The sequence below is a fragment of the Streptomyces sp. ADI96-02 genome (assembly GCF_003846185.1).
In the GTDB taxonomy this organism is placed as follows: domain Bacteria; phylum Actinomycetota; class Actinomycetes; order Streptomycetales; family Streptomycetaceae; genus Streptomyces.
This window is the reverse complement of sequence record NZ_ML123034.1, coordinates 954,291-974,538: the sequence shown is the minus strand read 5'-3', so window position 1 is coordinate 974,538 and position 20,248 is coordinate 954,291. Positions and strand designations below refer to the sequence as shown.

Sequence of the window (20,248 nt, the reverse complement as noted above, 5' to 3'; positions counted from 1 at the left end):
CCGGCGACACCCTCGTCGCGCGTTCCCGCCGGGAAGCGGACCCTGCTGGCATGTTGCCACCGACATGTCGAAAGGCGGCAGAAACGTGCAGTGGACGAACCTGAGTGAACAGAGTGTGTATCAGAACCCGTGGTTCCGGGTGAACCTGGCGGATGTCCTGCTCCCGGACGGCCGGCACCTGGAGCACTTCGTCATCCGGCTGCGGCCCGTGGCGGCGGCCACCGTCGTCAACGAGGCGAACGAGGTCCTGCTCCTGTGGCGGCACCGGTTCATCACCGACAGCTGGGGCTGGGAACTGGCCGCGGGCGTCGTCGAGGACGGTGAGGACATCGCCGCGGCGGCGGCCCGGGAGATGGAGGAGGAGACCGGCTGGCGTCCCGGCGAGCTGCGCCCGCTGCTGACCGTGGAACCGGCGAACGGACTCACCGACGCCCGCCACCACCTCTACTGGTCCGACCGGGCGGACTACACCGGCCCTCCGCAGGACGCCTTCGAGTCCTCCCGCCGGGAGTGGATACCGCTCAAGCTGGTCCCCGACATGATCGCCCGGGGCGAGGTGCCCGCCGCGAACATGGCGGCGGCCCTGCTGATGCTCCACCACCTGCGCCTGGGCTGACCGGCCGTCGCGCACGGCGAAGGGCCGGTCCGGGCGCTGGTGCCCGGACCGGCCCTTCGAGGCGCACGGGCTCCGGACCCAGCGGCCTCAGACGTACGGGACCTCAGGCGTACGGGTAGAACCCCGACCCCGTCTTGCGGCCGAGCCGGCCCGCGTCGACCATGCGCTGGAGCAGCGGGGGAGCGGCGTACAGCGGCTCCTTGTACTCGGCGTACATCGAGTCGGCGACCGAGGCGACGGTGTCGAGGCCGATCAGGTCGGCGAGCTTGAGCGGCCCCATCGGGTGGGCGCAGCCGAGCTCCATGCCGTTGTCGATGTCCTCGCGGCTGGCGATGCCCGACTCGAACATGCGGATCGCGGAGAGCAGATACGGGATCAGCAGCGCGTTGACGACGAACCCGGACCGGTCCTGGGCGCGGATCGCGTGCTTGCCCAGCACGTCCTGCACCACGGCCTCGGCGCGCGTGACCGTCTCGTCCGAGGTGGTCAGCGCCGGGATCAGCTCGACGAGCTTCTGCACCGGGGCCGGGTTGAAGAAGTGGATCCCGATCACCTGTTCGGGGCGGGAGGTCGCGACGGCCAGCTTCACCAGCGGGATGGAGGAGGTGTTGGAGGCCAGGATCGCGTCCTGCCGGGTCACCACCTGGTCGAGGATCTGGAAGATCTCCGTCTTGACCTGCTCGTTCTCCACGACGGCCTCGATGACGAGATCGCGGTCGGCGAACTCCCCGAGGTCGGTGGTGAAGCTCAGGCGGCCGAGGGTCTCGTCCCGCTCCGCCGCGGTGATCTTGCCGCGTTCGGCGGCCTTCGAGAGGGAGTTGTGCAGCCGGGTCCGGCCGATCTCCAGCGCCTCGCCGGTGGTCTCGGCGACCTTCACTTCGAGGCCGCTCCGCGCGCACACCTCCGCGATACCTGCGCCCATCTGGCCACAGCCCACCACCCCGACGCGTGCAATGTCGGCCATAGAGTCCGTCACCTCGTGCCTTTCGCCGTTCTCCGTATCGCAGGGTCCCGTGTGGTTCCGGTGCCCGCCTCGACCCCACGACGTTACTCCGCGACCTGGCCTCCACGACCTGCGGGTCATCCGGCTACGGAGGGGCATGATGTCGTCACACACGGCTATCGGGGTCGTGGGGGAGCGCGGAGGGACGAGGTGCGGCACATGGGGCGTACGGGTATGGCCAGGAGGGCCTTCGTGGTGGGCGCGGCCGGGACGGCGGCGGCGATGGCGGCGGCCGGTGACGCCGTCGCCTCCCCGGCGGCGGGGCTCCGACGGGCCCGGAGAGGCGGCGGCCGGGCCGAGCCCGCCGAGATGCGCGGGCTGTGGATCGCCACCGTCTCGGGGGTGGACTGGCCGTCCAAGGCCGGTCTGACGGCGGCGGCGCAGAAGGCCGAGCTGATCGCCTTGCTGGACCGCGCCGTCGAACTGCGGCTCAACGCGGTGGTCTTCCAGGTCCGGCCGACCGCCGACGCGCTGTGGCCCTCCCCGCACGAACCGTGGTCCGCCGTCCTCACCGGGGTGCAGGGCAAGGACCCGGGCTGGGACCCGCTCGGCACGGCGGTGCGCGAGGCGCACGCCCGCGGGCTGGAGCTGCACGCCTGGTTCAACCCGTACCGGGTGGCGAACCACACCGACCCCTCCCGGCTCGTCGCCTCGCATCCGGCCCGCCGCCACCCCGACTGGGTCCTGCCGTACGGCGGGAAGCTCTACTACAACCCGGGGCTGCCGGAGGTCCGGCGCTTCGTCCAGGACGCGATGCTGGACGCCGTGCGCCGCTACGCCGTCGACGCGGTGCACTGGGACGACTACTTCTACCCGTATCCGGTGGCCGGCGAGCGGTTCGCGGACGACGACGCCTACGAGCGGTACGGGGCGGACTTCGCCGACCGGGCGGCCTGGCGGCGGGACAACACCGACCGGCTGGTGCGCGAGATGAGCGAGCGGATCCAGGAGGTCAGGAAGGGCGTCCGGTTCGGCGTCAGCCCGTTCGGCGTCTGGCGCAACGCCTCGACCGACCCGCTCGGCTCCGACAGCCGGGCCGGGGTGGAGACCTACGACGATCTGCACGCCGACACCCGCAAGTGGGTCAAGAAGGGCTGGATCGACTACATCTGCCCACAGCTCTACTGGCACATCGGCCTCGCCTCCGCCGACTACCGCAAGCTGGTGGCCTGGTGGAGCGGGACCGTACGGGGCACCGGCGTCGCGCTGTACGTGGGGGAGGCGCTGTACAAGGCGGGCGATCCGGCACAGCCCGCCGCCTGGCAGGACCGCGCCGAGCTCTCCCGCCACCTCACGCTGGCCAAGGAGCACGCGGAGGTGGGCGGGCACGTCTTCTTCTCGGCGAAGTCGGCGGTGAGAGACCGGATCGGCGCGATGGCCCAGGTGGTGGCCGACCACTACCCGAGCCGGGTCCGCGCGCGGAACTGACCGGTCGGAGCGCGGAGCTGACCGGTCGGGGGCGGAACCGACCGGACGGCGCTCCGGTCCGACGGGGTGCCGAACCGACCGGTCGGCGTTCCGACCGGACGGGCCCGGCGCCGACCGGTCACGGCGGCCCTTCGGCTCCGGCCCCTCGGGTGCGCGCGGACACGCCGCCGCGTGCGCCCCGGCGGCGGGCCGTGCGCTGCGTGGCCGCGATGCAGACGAGCACCGCGACCGCGGCCGCCGGGGCCGCCGCCGACACCTCCTCGCCGAGCAGCAGGAAGGACCAGGCCAGCGTCAGCAGCGGCTGGGCGAGCTGGAGTTGACTGGCCCGGGGCACCCCGATCTCCGCCATGCCCCGGTACCAGACGTACAGGCCGAAGAGGGTGGACCCGGCGGCCACCCAGACCAGGCCGAGCACGCCGTGCGCGGTCAGGTGCACCGGCTCCAGCCGCAGAGCGACCGCGCTGCCCGCCACCGCGAGCGGCAGGCACAGGATCAGCGCCCAGCCGATCACCTGCCAGCCCGGCATCACCCGGGCCAGCCGGCCGCCCTCGGTGTACCCGGCCGCGCACACCAGCAGCGCGCCGAACAGGTAGAGGTCGCCCGAGGACACCGCGCCGCCGCTCTGCTGCACGGTGAAGGCGATCACCACGGCCGCCCCGGCCAGTGCGGCGATCCAGAACGTACGCGAGGGGCGTTCGCCGGTGCGCAGGGAGGACAGGACCGCCGTGGTCAGCGGCAGCAGACCCACGACGACGGCGGCGTGCGACGACGTGGAGGTCTGCAGTGCGAGCGTCGTGAGCAGCGGGAACCCGACCACGACGCCGCCCGCGACGACCGCGAGCCCGCCCCAGTGGCGGCGGGCCGGCGGCGGGACGCGGGCCGCCAGCATCATGGTCCCGGCGATCAGCGCGGCCAGCATGCTGCGCAGGGCGACCAGGGACCAGGGGCCGAAACTCTCCAGCCCCCAGGCCGTGGAGGGAAAGGTGAGCGAGAACGCCACCACGCCGAGCGCGGCGAGGACGACTCCGCCGCGTGCCGTGGCCGGGGCGGCGGTCGCGAACCGCGCGGACGCCTCCGGCGGGGCCGCGTCCGCCGCGGGCGCGGCCCGCTCCGCCGGGCGGCGGTGCAGGTCGCTCACCGCTATCGATGATGCCGGGGTAGCGCTATCGTGTGCTCTCATGCATGAGCGTAACAGCGTCCTGGAACTGGTGACTTCCCTGAGGGGTGAGCTCGACCGCTACTCTCCGGGTGGAAAGCTCCCGTCGAGTCGGGCCCTCGTAGAGCGCTTCCGCGTCAGTCCCGTGACCGTCTCCCGGGCCATCGCCCAGCTCGCCGCCGAGGGGCTCGTGGTCACCCGTCCCGGCTCCGGGGCCTTCCGGGCCCAGCCCCGTACCGAGCTGCCCGCCCCCGGAGACACCTCCTGGCAGGAGGTGTCGCTGAGCGGCGACGGCGGCCCCGAGGCCGTGCCGCGCAGCGTCGACGCCTCCGGCGTCCTGATCACCCTCACCGCCCCTCCGCCCGGCGTCATCGAGTTCAACGGCGGCTACCTGCACCCCTCCCTCCAGCCCGAGCGGGCGCTCTCGGCGGCCCTCGCCCGCGCCGGCCGCAGGCCCGGAGCCTGGGGCCGGCCGCCCACGGACGGGCTGCCCGAACTGCGCTCCTGGTTCGCCCGCGAGATCGGCCCCACCGTCGCCGGCTCCGACGTCCTGATCACCGCGGGCGGCCAGAGCGCGCTGGCCACCGCGCTGCGCGCGCTCGCCCCGCCCGGAGCCCCGGTCCTCGTGGAGTCGCCCACCTACCCCGGCATGCTCGCCGTCGCCCGCGCCGCGGGGCTGCGCCCCGTACCGGTCCCGATGGACGCGGACGGGGTGCGGCCCGAGTTGCTGGCCGACGCGTTCCGGGCCACCGGGGCCCGGGTCTTCGTCACCCAGCCGCTCTTCCAGAACCCCACCGGGGTCGTCCTCGCCCCGGCCCGCCGCCCGGAGATCCTGGCGATCGCGCGGGCGGCGGGAGCCTTCGTCGTCGAGGACGACTTCGCCCGCCGCCTCGTCCACGAGGACGCCGGGCCCCTGCCGGCGCCGCTGGCCGCCGACGACCCCGACGGCGTGGTCGTCCACGTCTGCTCCCTCACCAAGATCGCCTCGCCCAGCCTGCGGGTGGGCGCGCTGGCCGCCCGGGGCCCGGTGCTCGAACGGCTCCGCGCGATCCAGGTCGTCGACAGCTTCTTCGTGCCGCGCCCGCTCCAGGAGGCCGCGCTCGAACTCGTCGGCTCACCGTCCTGGGGCCGCCATCTCGGCTCCGTGGCGTCGGGGCTGAAGAACCGCCGTACCGCCATGGCAGCCGCCCTCCGCGCGCACCTGCCCGAACTCGCCCTCACCCACCTCCCGGCCGGCGGCGGCAGCCTCTGGCTCCGGCTGCCCGCCACCGGGGCCGGAACCGGCACCGACGAGTCCGCCATGGTCTCCGCCGCCCTGCGCGCCTCGGTCGCCATCGCCCCCGGCAGCCCGTACTTCTGCGCCGAGCCGCCGGGCGGACACGTACGGCTCAGCTTCGCCGCGGTCTCCGGTCCGGCCGAGATCGCGGAGGGCGTCCGCAGACTGCGCGCCGCCCGCGACGGCCTGCTCCGGCCGGGCGGCTCCGCCGGGGGCCCCGGGCCCTGACCGCGCGAGGGCGTCCCGTCGATCCGGCCGGACCCCCTTGACCAGACGGGCGTTCGGCACCACGATCCGGCCATGACGCTTCGGGTCTTCCTGGTCGCGGCGGCACGCAGCTCCTCCCGCCTGGCCGAGCGCTTCAACGAGGACCGGCCGCTCGACCACTTCGGCCGGCACGAGGTGCGGCTCGTCGCGCCCACCCTGCTCCCGCTCGCCGCGGCCGAACTGCGCTACTGCTCGCCCACACCGCGCAGCCGCGCCACCGGTGACGCGCTCGGGCTGGCGCCCATGGCCCAACCCGCCCTGCGGGACTGCGACATGGGCCGTTGGCGGGGCGCGACCCTGGCCGAGGCGACCGCCCGGGAACCGGCCGCCGTCGACCTCTGGCTCAGCGATCCGCAGAGCGCGCCGCACGGCGGCGAGACCCTGGTCGGCTTCATCGGACGGATCGGCGGCTGGCTGGACACCCGCCCCGACTGCGAGGGCTTCATCGCCGCCGTCGCCGAACCCGCCGTGATCCGCGCCGCCGTCGTCCACGCGCTCAACGCCCCTCCGGCGGCGTTCTGGAACGTGGACGTCCGCCCGCTCTCCACCGTGGCCCTGACCGGCCGGCCCCGGAGCTGGAGCATCGACCTGGAGCCGGGCGTCCGCTGACCCCCGTACGGGCGGGACGGCGGAGGCCGACGGCGGTCCCGGAGCGGTCACGGAGCGCGGCAACCGATTCACCGACCGAACCCGGGTTTCACCTGCGGTTGCCAGGGGTGTGAGGATGGCTCCATGACAACCAAGGTCTACTTCGACATCACCATCGACGACGCGCCCGCAGGGCGGATCACGTTCAACCTGTACGACGACGTCGTCCCCAAGACGGCGGAGAACTTCCGCGCCCTCGCCACCGGCGAGAAGGGCTTCGGCTACAAGGGCTCGTCCTTCCACCGCGTCATCCCGGACTTCATGCTCCAGGGCGGCGACTTCACGCGCGGCGACGGCACCGGCGGCAAGAGCATCTACGGCGAGAAGTTCGCCGACGAGAACTTCACGCTCAAGCACGACCGCGTGGGCCTGCTCTCGATGGCCAACGCCGGCCCCAACACCAACGGCTCGCAGTTCTTCGTCACCACGGTGCTCACCCCGTGGCTGGACGGCAAGCACGTGGTCTTCGGCGAGGTCGCCGACGAGGACGGCCTGGCCCTGGTCCGCAAGATCGAGGCGCTCGGCACCCCGAACGGCCGCACCCGCGCCAAGGTCACCATCGCCGACTCCGGCGTTCTCTGACCCCTCCCGTACGCAGCCGATCCCGTACGCAGCCGAGCCGCCGGCCCGACGCATCCGCGTCGGGCCGGCGGCTCGCCGCTGTCCGGGGCCGCACGCACCACCCGGGCCGTTCTCCGGGGCCGGGGGCCGGGGGCCGGGGGAGCGGGTGCGGGGCTCAGCCCGACTGGGCGGCCCGCTCCGCGTTGCGCTCCTTGATGCGGGCGGCCTCCTTGCGGACCTCCGCCTGGGTGGCCCGCTCCTTGGCGAGCCATTCGGGCATCTCGTCCTTGAGCGCGTCGATCTGCTCCGTGGTGAGCGCCTCGGAGACACCGCCGCGGGCGAGCCCCGCGATGGAGACGCCGAGCTTCGCCGCGACGACCGGGCGCGGGTGCGGACCGGTGCGCCGCAGCTCCACCAGCCACGCGGGCGGGTCGGTCTGGAGGGCGTTCAGCTCGGTGCGCGAGACGGCACCCTCCTGGAACTCGGCGGGGGTGGCCTGGAGGTACACACCCAGCTTCTTCGCCGCGGTGGCGGGCTTCATGGACTGGGCGGTCTTGTGCGACGTCATGGTGTCCAGGGTATCGACCGCCGGACATACCTCCGACCACCGGCCGGTAGCCTGGATCCGTGACAGGCTCGGAAATCCCCTCGTCGTTCAGACTCGCGTACGTCCCCGGCGTGACGCCCACCAAGTGGGTGAGGGTCTGGCACCAGCGGCTGCCCGGCGTCCCGCTGGAACTGCTCCAGACCTCCGCGGCGGAGGCCCCCGGGCTCCTGGCCGAGCGCGGCGCGGACGCCGGACTGGTGCGACTGCCCGTCGACCGGACGCTGCTGAGCGCGATCCCCCTCTACACCGAGACGACCGTCGTCGTGATCCCCAAGGGCCACGTCGCGACCGCCGCCGAGGAGGTCTCGCTCGCCGACCTGGCCGACGAGGTCGTCCTGCATCCCCTCGACGACCTCCTCGACTGGGAGGCCCTGCCCGGCCGGCCCGCGATCGAGCGCCCGGCCACCACGGCGGACGCCGTCGAGCTGGTGGCGGCGGGCGTGGGCGTCCTCCTCGTCCCCCAGTCCCTGGCCCGCCTCCACCACCGCAAGGACCTCACCTACCGCCCGGTCCCCCAGGCCCCCGCCTCGCGCGTGGCCCTGTCGTGGCCTCAGGAGGAGACCACCCCCGACCTGGTCGAGGAGTTCATCGGGATCGTCCGCGGGCGCACGGTCAACAGCACCCGGGGCCGCGTGGCCGCCGCGGCGCAGCCCCCGGCCAAGGAGAAGGCGCGGGCGAAGGCCAAGCGCGCCGAAACGGGCGAGGGAGCGCGGCGCAAGCCCGCGCCCGGCCGCCAGGGCGCGGCGGACCGGCGCGGCACGGCCCCCAAGGGCGGCCGGTCCGGCCAGGCGGGCAAGCGCGGGAAGCCCCGCGGCAGGTAGGACCGGGCGGCGGGCAGCACGGTCCGGGACCCGGCTCCGGGCGCGCCGACAGCCGCCGGGCCGGCCCGCCGGCGGCGACCCGATCCGCCGCCCGCCCCGGCGGCACGGACCGCCCCGTGGGGCGCACGCGTACCCGCCCGAGGCTCCTGCCGGGTGGACGCGGACCGGAACGCCCCGCCCGTTCCCTCGTTGACGATGCGTCCTGCCGTACGTCCGGGGAGCGTCCGTCTCATGCGAAACACCCGCACTCGAACCACTCGCGGTACCGAGCGCCGGGCGGTCGTGGGCCTGCTGCTGATCGCGCTGGCGTTCACCGCGCTCCAGCTGACCGCGGTGACCGGGCGGGCCTCGCCGGACACGAAGAACTACCTGTCCTACGCGCTGACGCTCAGCGGCGAGAGCCGGGCCGAGGCGGGACGGCTGGCCATCGGGTACTCCTGCGACAGCGGGCAGCGCGGACCGCTCCGCACGATCCCCTGGACCAGCAGGGAGGCCCCCGGCGAGTCGCGGGAGCAGTGCGTACGCCGGCTGACCGCGTCGACGGCCCACTGGTCCGCCCACGGCAACACCTCCGGCATGACCGCGCCGTTCGCGAACCACCGCTTCATGGCGATCTTCGAGGCCCGGCCCGGCTATCCGCTCTTCCTGGTCCCCTTCGTGACCCTCTTCGGCATCGCCCCCGGCCTCTGGCTCGCCGGGCTGGCCGTCGCGCTGGCCGGAAGCCTCTGCGTCCTGGCGACGCTCCGCCACGCCGGGACCTCCTGGCGGGCCGCCCTGACCGGCCAGGCGCTCTTCCTCGCCCTGCCTACCGGAACCGTCGCCATGAACCCGCTCAGCGACGGCCTCTCGCTCGCCCTCGGCACGGCGGTCGTCCTCGGCTGCACGCTGCTGCTCCGCGACCGGCCGCGTACCGGCGCCGCGCTCGTCGCGGGCGGTCTGGCGCTGATGTTCCCGGTGCGCTACTCGCAGGCGCTGCTCCTGGCCGCCGCGCTCGCCGCCGTCCTCGTGGCCCGGGCCGTTCTCGTACGGCTGCGCCACCGGCCGGTTCCCCCTGGTGCTCTGCGCGCGGCCGGGCTGTGCGGCGTACTCGCCGTCCTCATCCACACCGGGACCCACCTCCTGTCCTGGCCCTCGGGCCAGGACAGTGCGCAGGACCTCCTGACGCACCACTACAGCCGGCCCGACGTGGCGGACCCCTGGCCGCTGTTCCTCGCCCAGGAGAAGGTGTTCTGGGCGGCGTGGATCGAGCGCCAGGCAGCCCGCCCCGTCCTCCTCGTCCTGCTCGCCCTCTCGGCCTGGGCGCTGGCGCGGCGGCGGTCCGCGGTGCTGCTGCCCGTCGCCGTGGGGGCGGCGGCGGCCGGCCTCCTCAACCAGGCGGGCCACCCCAACCTGGACCAGCTCCTCGGCCACCGGCTCATCGTCTTCGTCTGGCTGCTGCCCGTCCTGGCCGTCCCGCTGCTCCTGGACCGCCCGCCCCGGCGCTCCGGCCCGGTCACGTCGGACGGCACAGGAAAAGGCGAGGAGTTCGTCGACTCCTCGCCACTCTCAACGTATAGCGCACAGGGGGCCTTGCGGCAAGGCCCCGGTCGTACCGCAGAATGAGCGGCCGAAGCCGGAAAACGCGGAATGCGAGATACGCGCACTGCATGCGTTCTTGTTCCGGTATATGTCATACGGGGGCGGCCGGAACGGCGGTGGAGCGAGCCGAGCGGCCGACCCCGGCTCGTTCGAGGGGTTTTCATGAGAGACGTGATCGTCGTCGGCGGTGGCCCGACCGGCGTGATGCTGGCGGCCGAACTGCGACTGCACGGAGTGCGGGTGCTCGTGGTGGAGAAGGAGGAGGAGCCGACCCCGGTCGTACGCGCGCTCGGCCTGCACGTGCGCAGTATCGAGGTGATGGCCCAGCGCGGCCTGCTGGACCGGTTCCTCGAACACGGCCGGAAGTTCACCGTCGGCGGGTTCTTCGCCGGTCTCGGCACCGCGTGGCCGGACCGGCTGGACACCGCGCACTCGTACGTCCTCGGCATCCCGCAGACCACCGTCGACCGGATCCTGACCGAGCACGCCACCGAGCTGGGCGTCGAGTTCGAGCGGGGCCGCGCGCTGACCGGGCTGACCCAGGACGACCAGGGGGTGACCGCTGAGCTGGCCGACGGCACACGGCTGCGCTCGCGCTACCTGGTCGGCTGCGACGGCGGGCGCAGCGCGGTGCGCAAGCTGCTCGGCGTCGGCTTCCCCGGCGAGCCCACCCGGGTCGAGACGCTGCTGGCCGAGGTGGAGCTGACCGCGCCGCCCGAGACGGTGGCCGACGTGGTGGCCGAAGTCCGCCGGACCCAGCGGCGGTTCGGCGCCATGCCGCTCGGGGACGGGGTGTACCGCCTCGTCGCGCCCGCCGACGGACTGGCCGAGGACCGCAGGGTCCCGCCGACCCTGGAGGAGCTGAAGCGGCAGGTGCGGGCGGTCGCCGGCACCGACTTCGGCGCGCACTCGCCGCGCTGGCTGTCCCGCTTCGGCGACGCCACGCGCCTGGCCGAGCGCTACCGGACGGGCCGGGTGCTGCTGGCGGGCGACGCGGCGCACATCCATCCGCCGACCGGCGGCCAGGGGCTCAACCTCGGCATCCAGGACGCGTTCAACCTGGGCTGGAAGCTGGCCGCCGAGGTCGACGGCTGGGCCCCGGAAGGGCTGTTGGACAGCTACCAGCGGGAGCGCAGGCCCGTCGCGGCCGACGTGCTGGACAACACCCGCGCGCAGATGGAGCTGCTCTCCCTGGAGCCCGGACCCCGTTCGGTGCGCCGGCTGCTGTCGGAACTGGTGGAGTTCGAGGACGTGAACCGCTATCTGATCGAGAAGATCACGGCGATCGCGGTCCGCTACGACTTCGGCGAGGGGCACGACCTGCTCGGCCGGCGGCTGCGGGACGTGGAGCTGAAGCGGGGCAGCCTCTACGAGCTGATGCGGGGCGGGCGCGGGCTGCTGCTCGACTCGACCGGCCGGCTGTCCGTGGCGGGCTGGGAGGACCGCGTCGACCACGTCGTCGATGCCGGCGGGGGACTGGACGTGCCCGCGCTGCTGCTGCGGCCGGACGGCCATGTGGCGTGGGTCGGCGAGGACCAGCGGGACCTGGTCGACCGGCTGCCGAGGTGGTTCGGCGCGAAGGCGACGGCGGCCCCCGCCGGCTGAGAGACTGGTCCCGCGCCCCGGCGTGCGGCCCGTCGCCGCCCGCCCGCGTCGGTCGCGCGGCACTCTGGAATTCTTTGCATAAACCTGCGGGCCAGCGTATAGTCATGCCATCGACGAGGAGGATTCCGATGGTGGTACGCGCAGCGGTGGCAGGGGCGAGCGGATACGCCGGCGGGGAGCTGCTCCGCCTCCTGCTGGTGCACCCCGAGGTCGAGATCGGGGCCCTGACCGGGCACTTCAACGCCGGGCAGCCGCTCGGATCGCTCCAGCCGCACCTGCGCCCGCTGGCCGACCGGGTGCTGGAGCCGACCACCGCGGACGTGCTCGCCGGGCACGACGTCGTCTTCCTGGCCCTGCCGCACGGGCAGTCCGCCGCCGTCGCCGAGCAGCTCGGCGACGAGGTGCTGGTGGTCGACATGGGCGCCGACTTCCGGCTGAAGGACCCCGCCGACTGGGAGAGGTTCTACGGGTCGCCGCACGCCGGCACCTGGCCCTACGGGCTCCCCGAACTGCCGGGCGCGCGGGCCGCGCTGGCGGGAGCGCGGCGCATCGCCGTGCCCGGCTGCTACCCGACCGCGGTCTCCCTCGCCCTCTTCCCGGCGTACGCCGCCGCCCTCGCCGAGCCCGAGGCCGTGATCGTCGCCGCCTCCGGCACCTCCGGCGCGGGCAAGGCCGCCAAGCCGCACCTGCTCGGCTCCGAGGTGATGGGCAACATGACCCCGTACGGCGTCGGCGGCGGGCACCGCCACACGCCCGAGATGATCCAGAACCTCAGCGCCGCCGCCGGCGAGCCGGTCTCCGTCTCCTTCACGCCCACCCTCGCGCCCATGCCGCGCGGAATCCTCGCCACGTGCAGCGCGAAGGCGAAGCCGGGCGTGAGCACCGAGAGCCTGCGCGCCGCCTACGAGAAGGCGTTCGCGGACGAGCCGTTCGCCGACCTGCTGCCCGAGGGCCAGTGGCCCGCCACCGCCGCGGTGTACGGCTCCAACGCCGTCCAGATCCAGGTCGCGTACGACGAGGCGGCCGGTCGGATCGTCGTGGTCAGCGCCATCGACAACCTCGCCAAGGGCACCGCGGGCGGCGCCCTTCAGAGCATGAACATCGCCCTCGGACTTCCCGAGGACACCGGACTTTCCACGATCGGAGTCGCACCGTGAGCGTCACGGCAGCACAGGGGTTCTCGGCGGCGGGCATCGCCGCCGGAATCAAGGAGAGCGGCAACCCGGACCTGGCCCTCGTGGTCAACAACGGGCCGCGTCGCGCCGCCGCGGGCGTCTTCACCTCCAACCGCGTCAAGGCCGCTCCGGTGCTCTGGTCGGAGCAGGTCCTCAAGGGCGGCGAGGTCACCGCCGTCGTCCTCAACTCCGGTGGGGCCAACGCCTGTACGGGACCCCAGGGGTTCCAGGACACCCACGCCACCGCCGAGAGGGCCGCCGAGGTGCTGGACGGCCACAGCGCGGGCGAGATCGCCGTCGCCTCCACCGGACTCATCGGCATCCTGCTCCCGATGGACAAGCTGCTCCCCGGCATCGAGCAGGCCGCCGCCGCGCTCAGCGAGCACGGCGGCGAGAAGGCCGCCATCGCCATCAAGACCACCGACACCGTGCACAAGACGGCCGTCGCGGGCGGCACCGGCTGGACGGTGGGCGGCATGGCCAAGGGCGCGGGGATGCTCGCACCGGGTCTCGCCACCATGCTCGTGGTCCTCACCACCGACGCCGACGTCGCCGCGCCCGCGCTGGACGCGGCGCTGCGCGAGGCCACCCGCACCACCTTCGACCGGGTCGACTCCGACGGCTGCATGTCCACCAACGACACCGTGCTGCTGCTCGCCTCCGGCGCCAGTGGCATCACGCCGGAGCAGGGCGAGTTCGCCGAGGCCGTGCGGGCCGTCTGCGCCGACCTCGCCCGCCAGCTCATCGGCGACGCCGAGGGCGCGTCCAAGGACATCCGGATCGAGGTGATCAACGCGGCCACCGAGGACGACGCCGTCGAGGTCGGCCGGTCCATCGCCCGCAACAACCTCCTCAAGTGCGCCATCCACGGCGAGGACCCGAACTGGGGCCGGGTGCTCTCCGCGATCGGCACCACCCGGGCCGCCTTCGAGCCGGACCAGCTCAACGTCGCCATCAACGACGTCTGGGTCTGCAAGAACGGCTCGGTGGGCGAGGACCGCGACCTCGTCGACATGCGCTACCGGGAGGTCAGGATCACCGCCGACCTCGCCGCCGGAGCCGAGTCGGCCGTCATCTGGGCCAACGACCTCACCGCGGACTACGTCCACGAGAACAGCGCGTACAGCTCATGACCACCGCGCGGAAGCACACCGCACTGCCGAAGGCGCAGATCCTCGTCGAGGCGCTGCCCTGGCTGACCCGCCACAACGGCCGGACCGTCGTCATCAAGTTCGGCGGCAACGCCATGGTCGACGAGGAGCTGAAGGCCGCCTTCGCCCAGGACGTCGTCTTCCTGCGGCAGGCCGGCCTCAAGCCCGTCGTCGTGCACGGCGGCGGCCCGCAGATCAGCGCCCAGCTCGACAAGCAGGGCCTGGTCAGCGAGTTCAAGGCCGGGCTGCGGGTCACCACTCCCGAGGCGATGGACGTCGTGCGGATGGTGCTCGCCGGGCAGGTCCAGCGCGAGCTGGTCGGGCTCCTCAACCAGCACGGCCCGCTCGCCGTCGGCCTGACCGGCGAGGACGCCCACACCATCACCGCCACTCGGCACCGGCCCACCATCGACGGCGAAACCGTCGACATCGGCCGGGTCGGGGAGATCACCGCCATCGACACCGGCGCCATCCGGGCGCTGCTGGACGACGGCCGCATCCCGGTCGTCTCCTCCATCGCCCGCTCCGCCGACGACCACCACGTCTACAACGTCAACGCCGACACCGCCGCCGCCGCGCTCGCCGCCGCGCTCGACGCCGAGACGCTGATGGTCCTCACCGACGTCGAAGGGCTCTACGAGGACTGGCCCAACAGCGACGACGTGATCAGCCGGCTCACCGCGAGCGAGCTGGAGAAGCTGCTCCCCGAGCTGTCCAGCGGCATGGTGCCCAAGATGCAGGGCTGCCTGCACGCGGTGCGCAACGGCGTCGAGACCGCCCGGGTCATCGACGGCCGGGTCCAGCACTCGATCCTGCTGGAGATCTTCACCGACGAGGGCATCGGCACGATGGTCGTGCCCGACGCCCCCGTCGAGGTACACGGAACACAGGCCGCACACGGACCGCACGGACAGGGGGCATCATGACCGGGACGGGGCTCACCCCTCGGTGGCAGGGCGCGCTGATGGACAACTACGGCACGCCCCGGCTGCCGCTGGTCCGCGGCGAGGGCGCCCACGTCTGGGACGAGGACGGCGTCCGCTACCTCGACTTCGTCGGCGGGATCGCGGTCAACGCCCTAGGCCACGCCCACCCGGCCGTCGTGGAGGCCGTCTCCCGGCAGATCGCCTCCCTCGGCCACGTCTCCAACCTCTTCATCGCCGAACCGCCCGTCGCCCTCGCCGAACGGCTGCTCCAGCTCTTCGGGCGCACCGGCCGGGTCTTCTTCGCCAACTCCGGCGCGGAGGCCAACGAGGCCGCCTTCAAGATCGGCCGGCTCACCGGACGCACCCACATGGTCGCCGCCGACGGCGGCTTCCACGGCCGGACCATGGGCGCGCTCGCCCTCACCGGCCAGCCGGGGAAGCAGGAGCCGTTCCGGCCGATGCCCGGCCACGTCACGCACGTGCCGTACGGGGACGCCGACGCGCTGCGGGCCGCGGTGACCACCGACACCGCCCTGGTCGTCATCGAACCCGTACAGGGTGAGAACGGCGTGGTCGTCCCGCCCCGGGGGTATCTGGAAGCCGCACGGGAGATCACCCGCGCCACCGGCACCCTGCTGGTCCTGGACGAGGTGCAGACCGGGATCGGCCGCTGCGGCCAGTGGTTCGAGCACCAGGCGCACCAGGGCGTCGAGCCGGACGTCGTCACCCTCGCCAAGGGCCTCGGCGGCGGCCTGCCGATCGGCGCGACCGTCGCCTTCGGACCGGCGGCCGACCTGCTGAAGCCGGGCCAGCACGGCACCACGTTCGGCGGCAATCCGGTGGCCTGCGCCGCCGGCCTCGCCGTCCTGGACACCCTCGCGGCCGACGGCGCGCTCGACGCCGTCAAGCGGCTCGGCGAGCGGATCCGCGACGGCGTGGAAGCCCTGGGCCACCCGCTCGTCTCCCATGTCCGCGGCGCCGGGCTGCTGCTGGGCATCGTGCTCAACGAACCCCTCGCACCGCAGGTGCAGCAGGCCGCCCAGCGAGCCGGTCTCCTGGTCAACGCGCCCGCGCCCGACGTCGTCCGGCTCATGCCGCCGCTGATCATCGGCGACGCGGAGGTGGACGCGTTCCTGGAGATCCTGCCGGGCGCACTGGACGCGGCACAGCGGGACGAACGGTCCGGAGCATGACCCTCCGCGGAATGGGGCGACGACGATGACCGAGGCGCAGGAGACCGAGTACGGCGGGCCGTCCGTGCCGCAGACCCGCACCGCCCGGCACCGCCGGATCGTGGACATCCTGAACCGGCAGCCGGTCCGCTCGCAGAGCCAGCTGGCGAAGCTGCTCGCCGACGACGGGCTGAGCGTCACGCAGGCGACGCTCTCCCGCGACCTCGACGAGCTGGGCGCGGTCAAGATCCGCAACACCGGCGGCGAGCTGATCTACGCGGTGCCGAGCGAGGGCGGATTCCGCACCCCGCAAGCGCCGCTGGGCGGTTCGGCCAAGGAGGAGCGGATGCGCAGGCTCTCGGCCGAACTGCTCATCTCCGCCGAGGCGTCGGCCAACCTGGTGGTGCTGCGCACCCCGCCCGGCGCGGCCCAGTTCCTCGCCTCGGCCATCGACCAGGCCGAACTGCACGACATCCTCGGCACCATCGCGGGCGACGACACGCTGATGCTGATCAGCCGCGACCCGGCCGGCGGCCAGGCGCTCGCCGACCATCTGCTCCGGCTGGCCCAGAACGACCGCTGAGCGGTCCCGTTCAGTAGCGCGTGATCGCGGTCGGGCCCGAGTCGGTCCCGACCGCGATGTGCGGCCGCCGCCCCGGGTCCGCCCAGGCCAGGATCGCCGCCATCGCGTCCGCCGGCACGGAGACGCAGCCGGCCGTCGCGCCGCGCCCGTTCACGTGCAGGAAGATCCCGGCGCCCCGCCCGCGTACCGGCCGGTCGTAGTTGAAGCCGATGACCAGTGCGTGGGTGTACTGCGGCCGGTAGGCGGCCAGGTGCTCGGCCTCCTCGGCGCGGCAGTCGGCCGGGAGGGGCTCCACCCAGCGGTTGTACGACGTCGACTCGTTGTCCTGGCACCACCAGGAGCGGTCGGTGACCCGGCGGTAGCGGGACGCCGTCCCCGCCGGGGCCTCCTCGATGCCGAAGGCGTACGGCAGGTCGTAGAGGCCGGTGGGCGTGGTGTTCGTGCCCTGCCGCCGGGTGGCGCCCTCCGCCAGCCCCCTCGCGCCGAAGCGCGCGGGCGCCGAACCCGCCGCCGCCCAGGCGCCCCCGCGCCGCTCCCACCAGGTCGCCGTGCCCGTCGTGGAGCCGGTGTCCGGGGCCTGGGCGGTGATCAGCTGGCTGCCGCCGCCCGTGTCCGCCATCCGGTCGGGCAGCGGCGGGGCGTCACCAGGGCCCGCGCCGAGTGAGCCGGTCAGGGCGAGCAGGACGGCGAGCGTCACGAGAGGTCCGCGCATGCTCCGGACCGTACGGCGCGATGCGGCCGGGCCCCACCGGAAGTGCTCCGTCCGGCCCAGGACGCCCGCCGGCCCCACCGCTCCCGGACGCGGCGGCTTCCGCCCGCGCGAGCGGACCCCAGACAGCCCGCCGGCCCCTCCTCGAAGCTCACCCAAGGCCCCGCTCGACGGTCCTGACCTGCGGTTTTGACAAAGCATACGGTGGATTGCATAGTTATACCCATCAGTGATTGCACCGTAAGGAGAAACCCGTGACCGAGCGCGTCGTACTCGCCTACTCGGGCGGCCTGGACACCTCCGTCGCCATCGGCTGGATCGCCGAGGAGACGGGCGCCGAGGTCATCGCCGTCGCCGTGGACGTCGGCCAGGGCGGCGAGGACCTGGACGTCATCCGCAAGCGCGCGCTCGCCTGCGGTGCCGTCGAAGCCGAGGTCGCGGACGCGAAGGACGAGTTCGCCGAGGAGTACTGCCTCCCGGCGATCAAGGCCAACGCCCTCTACATGGACCGCTACCCGCTGGTCTCGGCCCTCTCCCGGCCGACCATCGTCAAGCACCTCGTCGCCGCCGCCCAGAAGCACGGCGCGGGCATCGTCGCCCACGGCTGCACCGGCAAGGGCAACGACCAGGTCCGCTTCGAGGCCGGCATCTCCGCGCTCGGCCCCGACCTGAAGTGCATCGCCCCGGTCCGCGACTACGCGATGACCCGCGACAAGGCGATCGCCTTCTGCGAGGAGAAGAACCTCCCGATCGCGACCACCAAGAAGTCCCCGTACTCCATCGACCAGAACGTCTTCGGGCGCGCCGTGGAGACGGGCTTCCTGGAGGACATCTGGAACGCGCCGATCGAGGACATCTACGAGTACACCGAGAACCCGGCCGCCCCGCGCGAGGCCGACGAGGTCGTCATCTCCTTCAAGGAGGGCGTCCCGGTCGCCCTCGACGGCCGCCCCGTCACCGTCCTCCAGGCGATCCAGCAGCTCAACGAGCGGGCCGGCGCCCAGGGCGTCGGCCGGATCGACATGGTCGAGGACCGGCTCGTGGGCATCAAGTCCCGCGAGGTGTACGAGGCGCCCGGCGCGATCGCGCTGATCACCGCCCACCAGGAGCTGGAGAACGTCACCGTCGAGCGCGAGCTGGCCCGCTACAAGCGGCAGGTCGAGCAGCGCTGGGGCGAGATGGTCTACGACGGCCTGTGGTTCTCCCCGCTCAAGCGGGCCCTGGACGGCTTCATCAACGAGGCCAACCAGCACGTCACCGGCGACATCCGGATGACCCTGCACGCCGGCCGGGCCGTCGTCACCGGCCGCCGCTCCAGCGAGTCGCTGTACGACTTCAACCTCGCCACCTACGACTCGGGCGACACCTTCGACCAGTCCAAGGCCCAGGGCTTCATCGAGCTCTTCGGCCTCTCCTCGAAGATCGCGGCCAAGCGCGACCTGGCCTGACCCTCCCTCGTTGTACAGCCGCCTCCCCGTCACTCCGCGGCGGGGAGGCGGTCGCACATCCCGCACTCTCCTTGAGGAGCACGCAGTGAGCAGCAACAACGGTGACCTCCGGCTCTGGGGCGCGCGTTTCGCCGACGGACCGGCCGAGGCACTGGCCAGGCTGTCGGCCTCCGTCCACTTCGACTGGCGGCTCGCGCCCTACGACATCGCCGGCTCCCGCGCCCACGCGCGCGCCCTCAGCACGGCGGGCCTGCTCACCGCGGACGAACTGACCCGGATGCTCGCCGGGCTCGACCGGCTCGAAGCCGACGTCGCCGACGGCTCCTTCACCGGCACCGTCGCCGACGAGGACGTCCACACCGCGCTGGAGCGGGGCCTGCTGGAACGCCTGGGCCCGGACCTCGGCGGCAAGCTGCGCGCCGGCCGGTCGCGCAACGACCAGATCGCCACCCTGTTCCGGATGTACCTGCGCGACCACGCCCGCACCATCGGCGGCCTGATCGCCGACCTCCAGGACGCGCTCGTCGGCCTCGCCGAGGCCCACCCGGACGTGGCGATGCCGGGCCGCACCCACCTCCAGCACGCCCAGCCCGTCCTCTTCGCCCACCATGTGCTGGCCCACGTGCAGTCCCTGTCCCGGGACGCCGAGCGGCTGCGCCAGTGGGACGAGCGCACCGCCGTCTCGCCGTACGGCTCCGGCGCGCTCGCCGGCTCCTCGCTGGGCCTGGACCCGCAGGCCGTCGCCGCCGACCTCGGCTTCGAGCGCGGCTCCGCCGCCAACTCCATCGACGGCACGGCCTCGCGCGACTTCGTCGCGGAGTTCGCCTTCATCACCGCGATGATCGGCGTCAACCTCTCCCGGATCGCCGAGGAGGTCATCATCTGGAACACGAAGGAGTTCTCCTTCGTCACCCTGCACGACGCCTTCTCGACCGGCTCCTCGATCATGCCGCAGAAGAAGAACCCGGACATCGCGGAGCTCGCCCGGGGCAAGTCCGGCCGCCTCATCGGCAACCTGACCGGTCTGCTCGCCACGCTCAAGGCCCTCCCGCTCGCGTACAACCGCGACCTCCAGGAGGACAAGGAGCCCGTCTTCGACTCCTGCGACCAGCTCGAAGTCCTGCTGCCCGCCTTCACCGGCATGATGGCCACCCTCACCGTCAACCGCGAGCGCATGGAGGAGCTGGCGCCCGCCGGCTTCTCGCTCGCCACCGACGTGGCGGAGTGGCTGGTCAAGCAGGGCGTCCCGTTCCGGGTGGCGCACGAGGTCGCCGGCGAGTGCGTCAAGCGGTGCGAGCAGGACGGCATCGAGCTCGACCAGCTCACCGACGAGCAGTTCGCCAAGATCTCCGAGCACCTCACCCCCGAGGTCCGCACGGTCCTCAACGTGCGCGGCGCGCTCGCCTCCCGCAGCGGCCGGGGCGGAACCGCACCGTCCGCCGTCGCCGTGCAGCTCGCCGAGGTGAAGGCGGATCTGGCCGCCCAGCACGCGTGGGCGACGGCCCGCCCGTAGGACCG

19 protein-coding genes are annotated in these 20,248 nt (G+C 73.4%); 15 read left to right on the top strand and 4 right to left on the bottom strand.

Annotation, left to right across the window (positions count from 1 at the left end; all coding sequences use genetic code 11):
- Positions 1 to 85 precede the first annotated feature (85 nt).
- A complete protein-coding gene (locus EES43_RS04185) occupies positions 86 to 616 on the top strand; it encodes an NUDIX domain-containing protein (protein WP_124267418.1) in 531 nt (176 codons plus the stop codon).
- Between the two features lie 103 nt (positions 617 to 719).
- On the opposite strand, the gene EES43_RS04180 is transcribed toward EES43_RS04185, so the two are convergent.
- Entirely contained in the window at positions 720 to 1,580 is an 861-nt protein-coding gene (locus EES43_RS04180; RefSeq protein WP_124267417.1) for a 3-hydroxybutyryl-CoA dehydrogenase, read from the bottom strand.
- Between the two features lie 231 nt (positions 1,581 to 1,811).
- Here EES43_RS04180 and EES43_RS04175 point away from each other — a divergent pair, with 231 nt between their 5' ends.
- Positions 1,812 to 3,047, top strand: coding sequence for a glycoside hydrolase family 10 protein (locus EES43_RS04175; protein ID WP_124271779.1), 1,236 nt, complete (start codon positions 1,812 to 1,814; stop codon positions 3,045 to 3,047).
- 118 nt (positions 3,048 to 3,165) lie between these two features.
- On the opposite strand, the gene EES43_RS04170 is transcribed toward EES43_RS04175, so the two are convergent.
- Positions 3,166 to 4,227, bottom strand: coding sequence for a DMT family transporter (locus tag EES43_RS04170; RefSeq protein WP_124267416.1), 1,062 nt, complete (start codon positions 4,225 to 4,227; stop codon positions 3,166 to 3,168).
- On the opposite strand from EES43_RS04170, the gene EES43_RS04165 reads away from it, so the two are divergent.
- The 3 genes from EES43_RS04165 (at position 4,226) to EES43_RS04155 (ending at position 6,976) form a co-directional block, all read left to right on the top strand.
- A complete protein-coding gene (locus EES43_RS04165; protein ID WP_124267415.1) occupies positions 4,226 to 5,707 on the top strand; it encodes an aminotransferase-like domain-containing protein in 1,482 nt (493 codons plus the stop codon). The genes EES43_RS04170 and EES43_RS04165 overlap by 2 nt on opposite strands.
- 72 nt (positions 5,708 to 5,779) lie before the next feature.
- Complete coding sequence (locus EES43_RS04160; RefSeq protein ID WP_124267414.1) at positions 5,780 to 6,355, top strand: histidine phosphatase family protein; 576 nt, start codon at positions 5,780 to 5,782, stop codon at positions 6,353 to 6,355.
- A 123-nt stretch (positions 6,356 to 6,478) separates the two neighbouring features.
- Positions 6,479 to 6,976, top strand: coding sequence for a peptidylprolyl isomerase (locus EES43_RS04155; protein ID WP_124267413.1), 498 nt, complete (start codon positions 6,479 to 6,481; stop codon positions 6,974 to 6,976).
- A 154-nt stretch (positions 6,977 to 7,130) separates the two neighbouring features.
- Here the strand turns inward: EES43_RS04155 and EES43_RS04150 are convergent, their stop codons facing one another.
- The gene (locus tag EES43_RS04150) at positions 7,131 to 7,523 is read right to left on the bottom strand and encodes a DUF5997 family protein (RefSeq protein WP_124267412.1); all 393 of its coding nucleotides are present in this window, start codon (positions 7,521 to 7,523) and stop codon (positions 7,131 to 7,133) included.
- Positions 7,524 to 7,582: 59 nt separating this feature from the next.
- Here EES43_RS04150 and EES43_RS04145 point away from each other — a divergent pair, with 59 nt between their 5' ends.
- The 8 genes from EES43_RS04145 to EES43_RS04110 all read left to right on the top strand — a co-directional run bounded on the left by EES43_RS04145 (position 7,583) and on the right by EES43_RS04110 (position 16,573).
- Positions 7,583 to 8,383 carry a LysR family transcriptional regulator substrate-binding protein gene (locus EES43_RS04145; RefSeq protein WP_124267411.1) on the top strand — a complete coding sequence of 267 codons (801 nt, stop codon included), beginning with the start codon at positions 7,583 to 7,585 and terminating at the stop codon, positions 8,381 to 8,383.
- Positions 8,384 to 8,614: 231 nt separating this feature from the next.
- Complete coding sequence (locus EES43_RS04140; protein ID WP_241192325.1) at positions 8,615 to 9,985, top strand: hypothetical protein; 1,371 nt, start codon at positions 8,615 to 8,617, stop codon at positions 9,983 to 9,985.
- Between the two features lie 138 nt (positions 9,986 to 10,123).
- Entirely contained in the window at positions 10,124 to 11,566 is a 1,443-nt protein-coding gene (rox, locus tag EES43_RS04135) for a rifampin monooxygenase (RefSeq protein ID WP_124267410.1), read from the top strand.
- 128 nt (positions 11,567 to 11,694) lie between these two features.
- Positions 11,695 to 12,723: an N-acetyl-gamma-glutamyl-phosphate reductase gene (gene argC / locus EES43_RS04130; protein WP_124267409.1), complete on the top strand. Its 1,029-nt coding sequence runs from the start codon at positions 11,695 to 11,697 to the stop codon at positions 12,721 to 12,723.
- Positions 12,720 to 13,874: a bifunctional glutamate N-acetyltransferase/amino-acid acetyltransferase ArgJ gene (gene argJ, locus EES43_RS04125; protein WP_124267408.1), complete on the top strand. Its 1,155-nt coding sequence runs from the start codon at positions 12,720 to 12,722 to the stop codon at positions 13,872 to 13,874. The genes argC and argJ overlap by 4 nt, the downstream gene beginning before the upstream one ends.
- Positions 13,871 to 14,818 carry an acetylglutamate kinase gene (gene argB / locus EES43_RS04120; RefSeq protein ID WP_124267407.1) on the top strand — a complete coding sequence of 316 codons (948 nt, stop codon included), beginning with the start codon at positions 13,871 to 13,873 and terminating at the stop codon, positions 14,816 to 14,818. Before argJ ends, argB begins: the two co-directional genes overlap by 4 nt.
- Positions 14,815 to 16,011, top strand: coding sequence for an acetylornithine transaminase (locus EES43_RS04115; protein WP_124267406.1), 1,197 nt, complete (start codon positions 14,815 to 14,817; stop codon positions 16,009 to 16,011). The genes argB and EES43_RS04115 overlap by 4 nt, the downstream gene beginning before the upstream one ends.
- 25 nt (positions 16,012 to 16,036) lie before the next feature.
- Positions 16,037 to 16,573 (top strand): arginine repressor, encoded by a 537-nt coding sequence (locus EES43_RS04110; RefSeq protein ID WP_124267405.1) that lies wholly within the window; start codon positions 16,037 to 16,039, stop codon positions 16,571 to 16,573.
- 10 nt (positions 16,574 to 16,583) lie between these two features.
- On the opposite strand, the gene EES43_RS04105 is transcribed toward EES43_RS04110, so the two are convergent.
- Positions 16,584 to 17,285, bottom strand: coding sequence for a L,D-transpeptidase family protein (locus EES43_RS04105; RefSeq protein WP_124267404.1), 702 nt, complete (start codon positions 17,283 to 17,285; stop codon positions 16,584 to 16,586).
- 251 nt (positions 17,286 to 17,536) lie between these two features.
- Here EES43_RS04105 and EES43_RS04100 point away from each other — a divergent pair, with 251 nt between their 5' ends.
- Positions 17,537 to 18,730 carry an argininosuccinate synthase gene (locus EES43_RS04100; protein ID WP_124267403.1) on the top strand — a complete coding sequence of 398 codons (1,194 nt, stop codon included), beginning with the start codon at positions 17,537 to 17,539 and terminating at the stop codon, positions 18,728 to 18,730.
- A gap of 85 nt (positions 18,731 to 18,815) precedes the next feature.
- Positions 18,816 to 20,243, top strand: coding sequence for an argininosuccinate lyase (argH, locus tag EES43_RS04095; protein WP_124267402.1), 1,428 nt, complete (start codon positions 18,816 to 18,818; stop codon positions 20,241 to 20,243).
- The last annotated feature ends 5 nt before the right edge of the window (positions 20,244 to 20,248 follow it).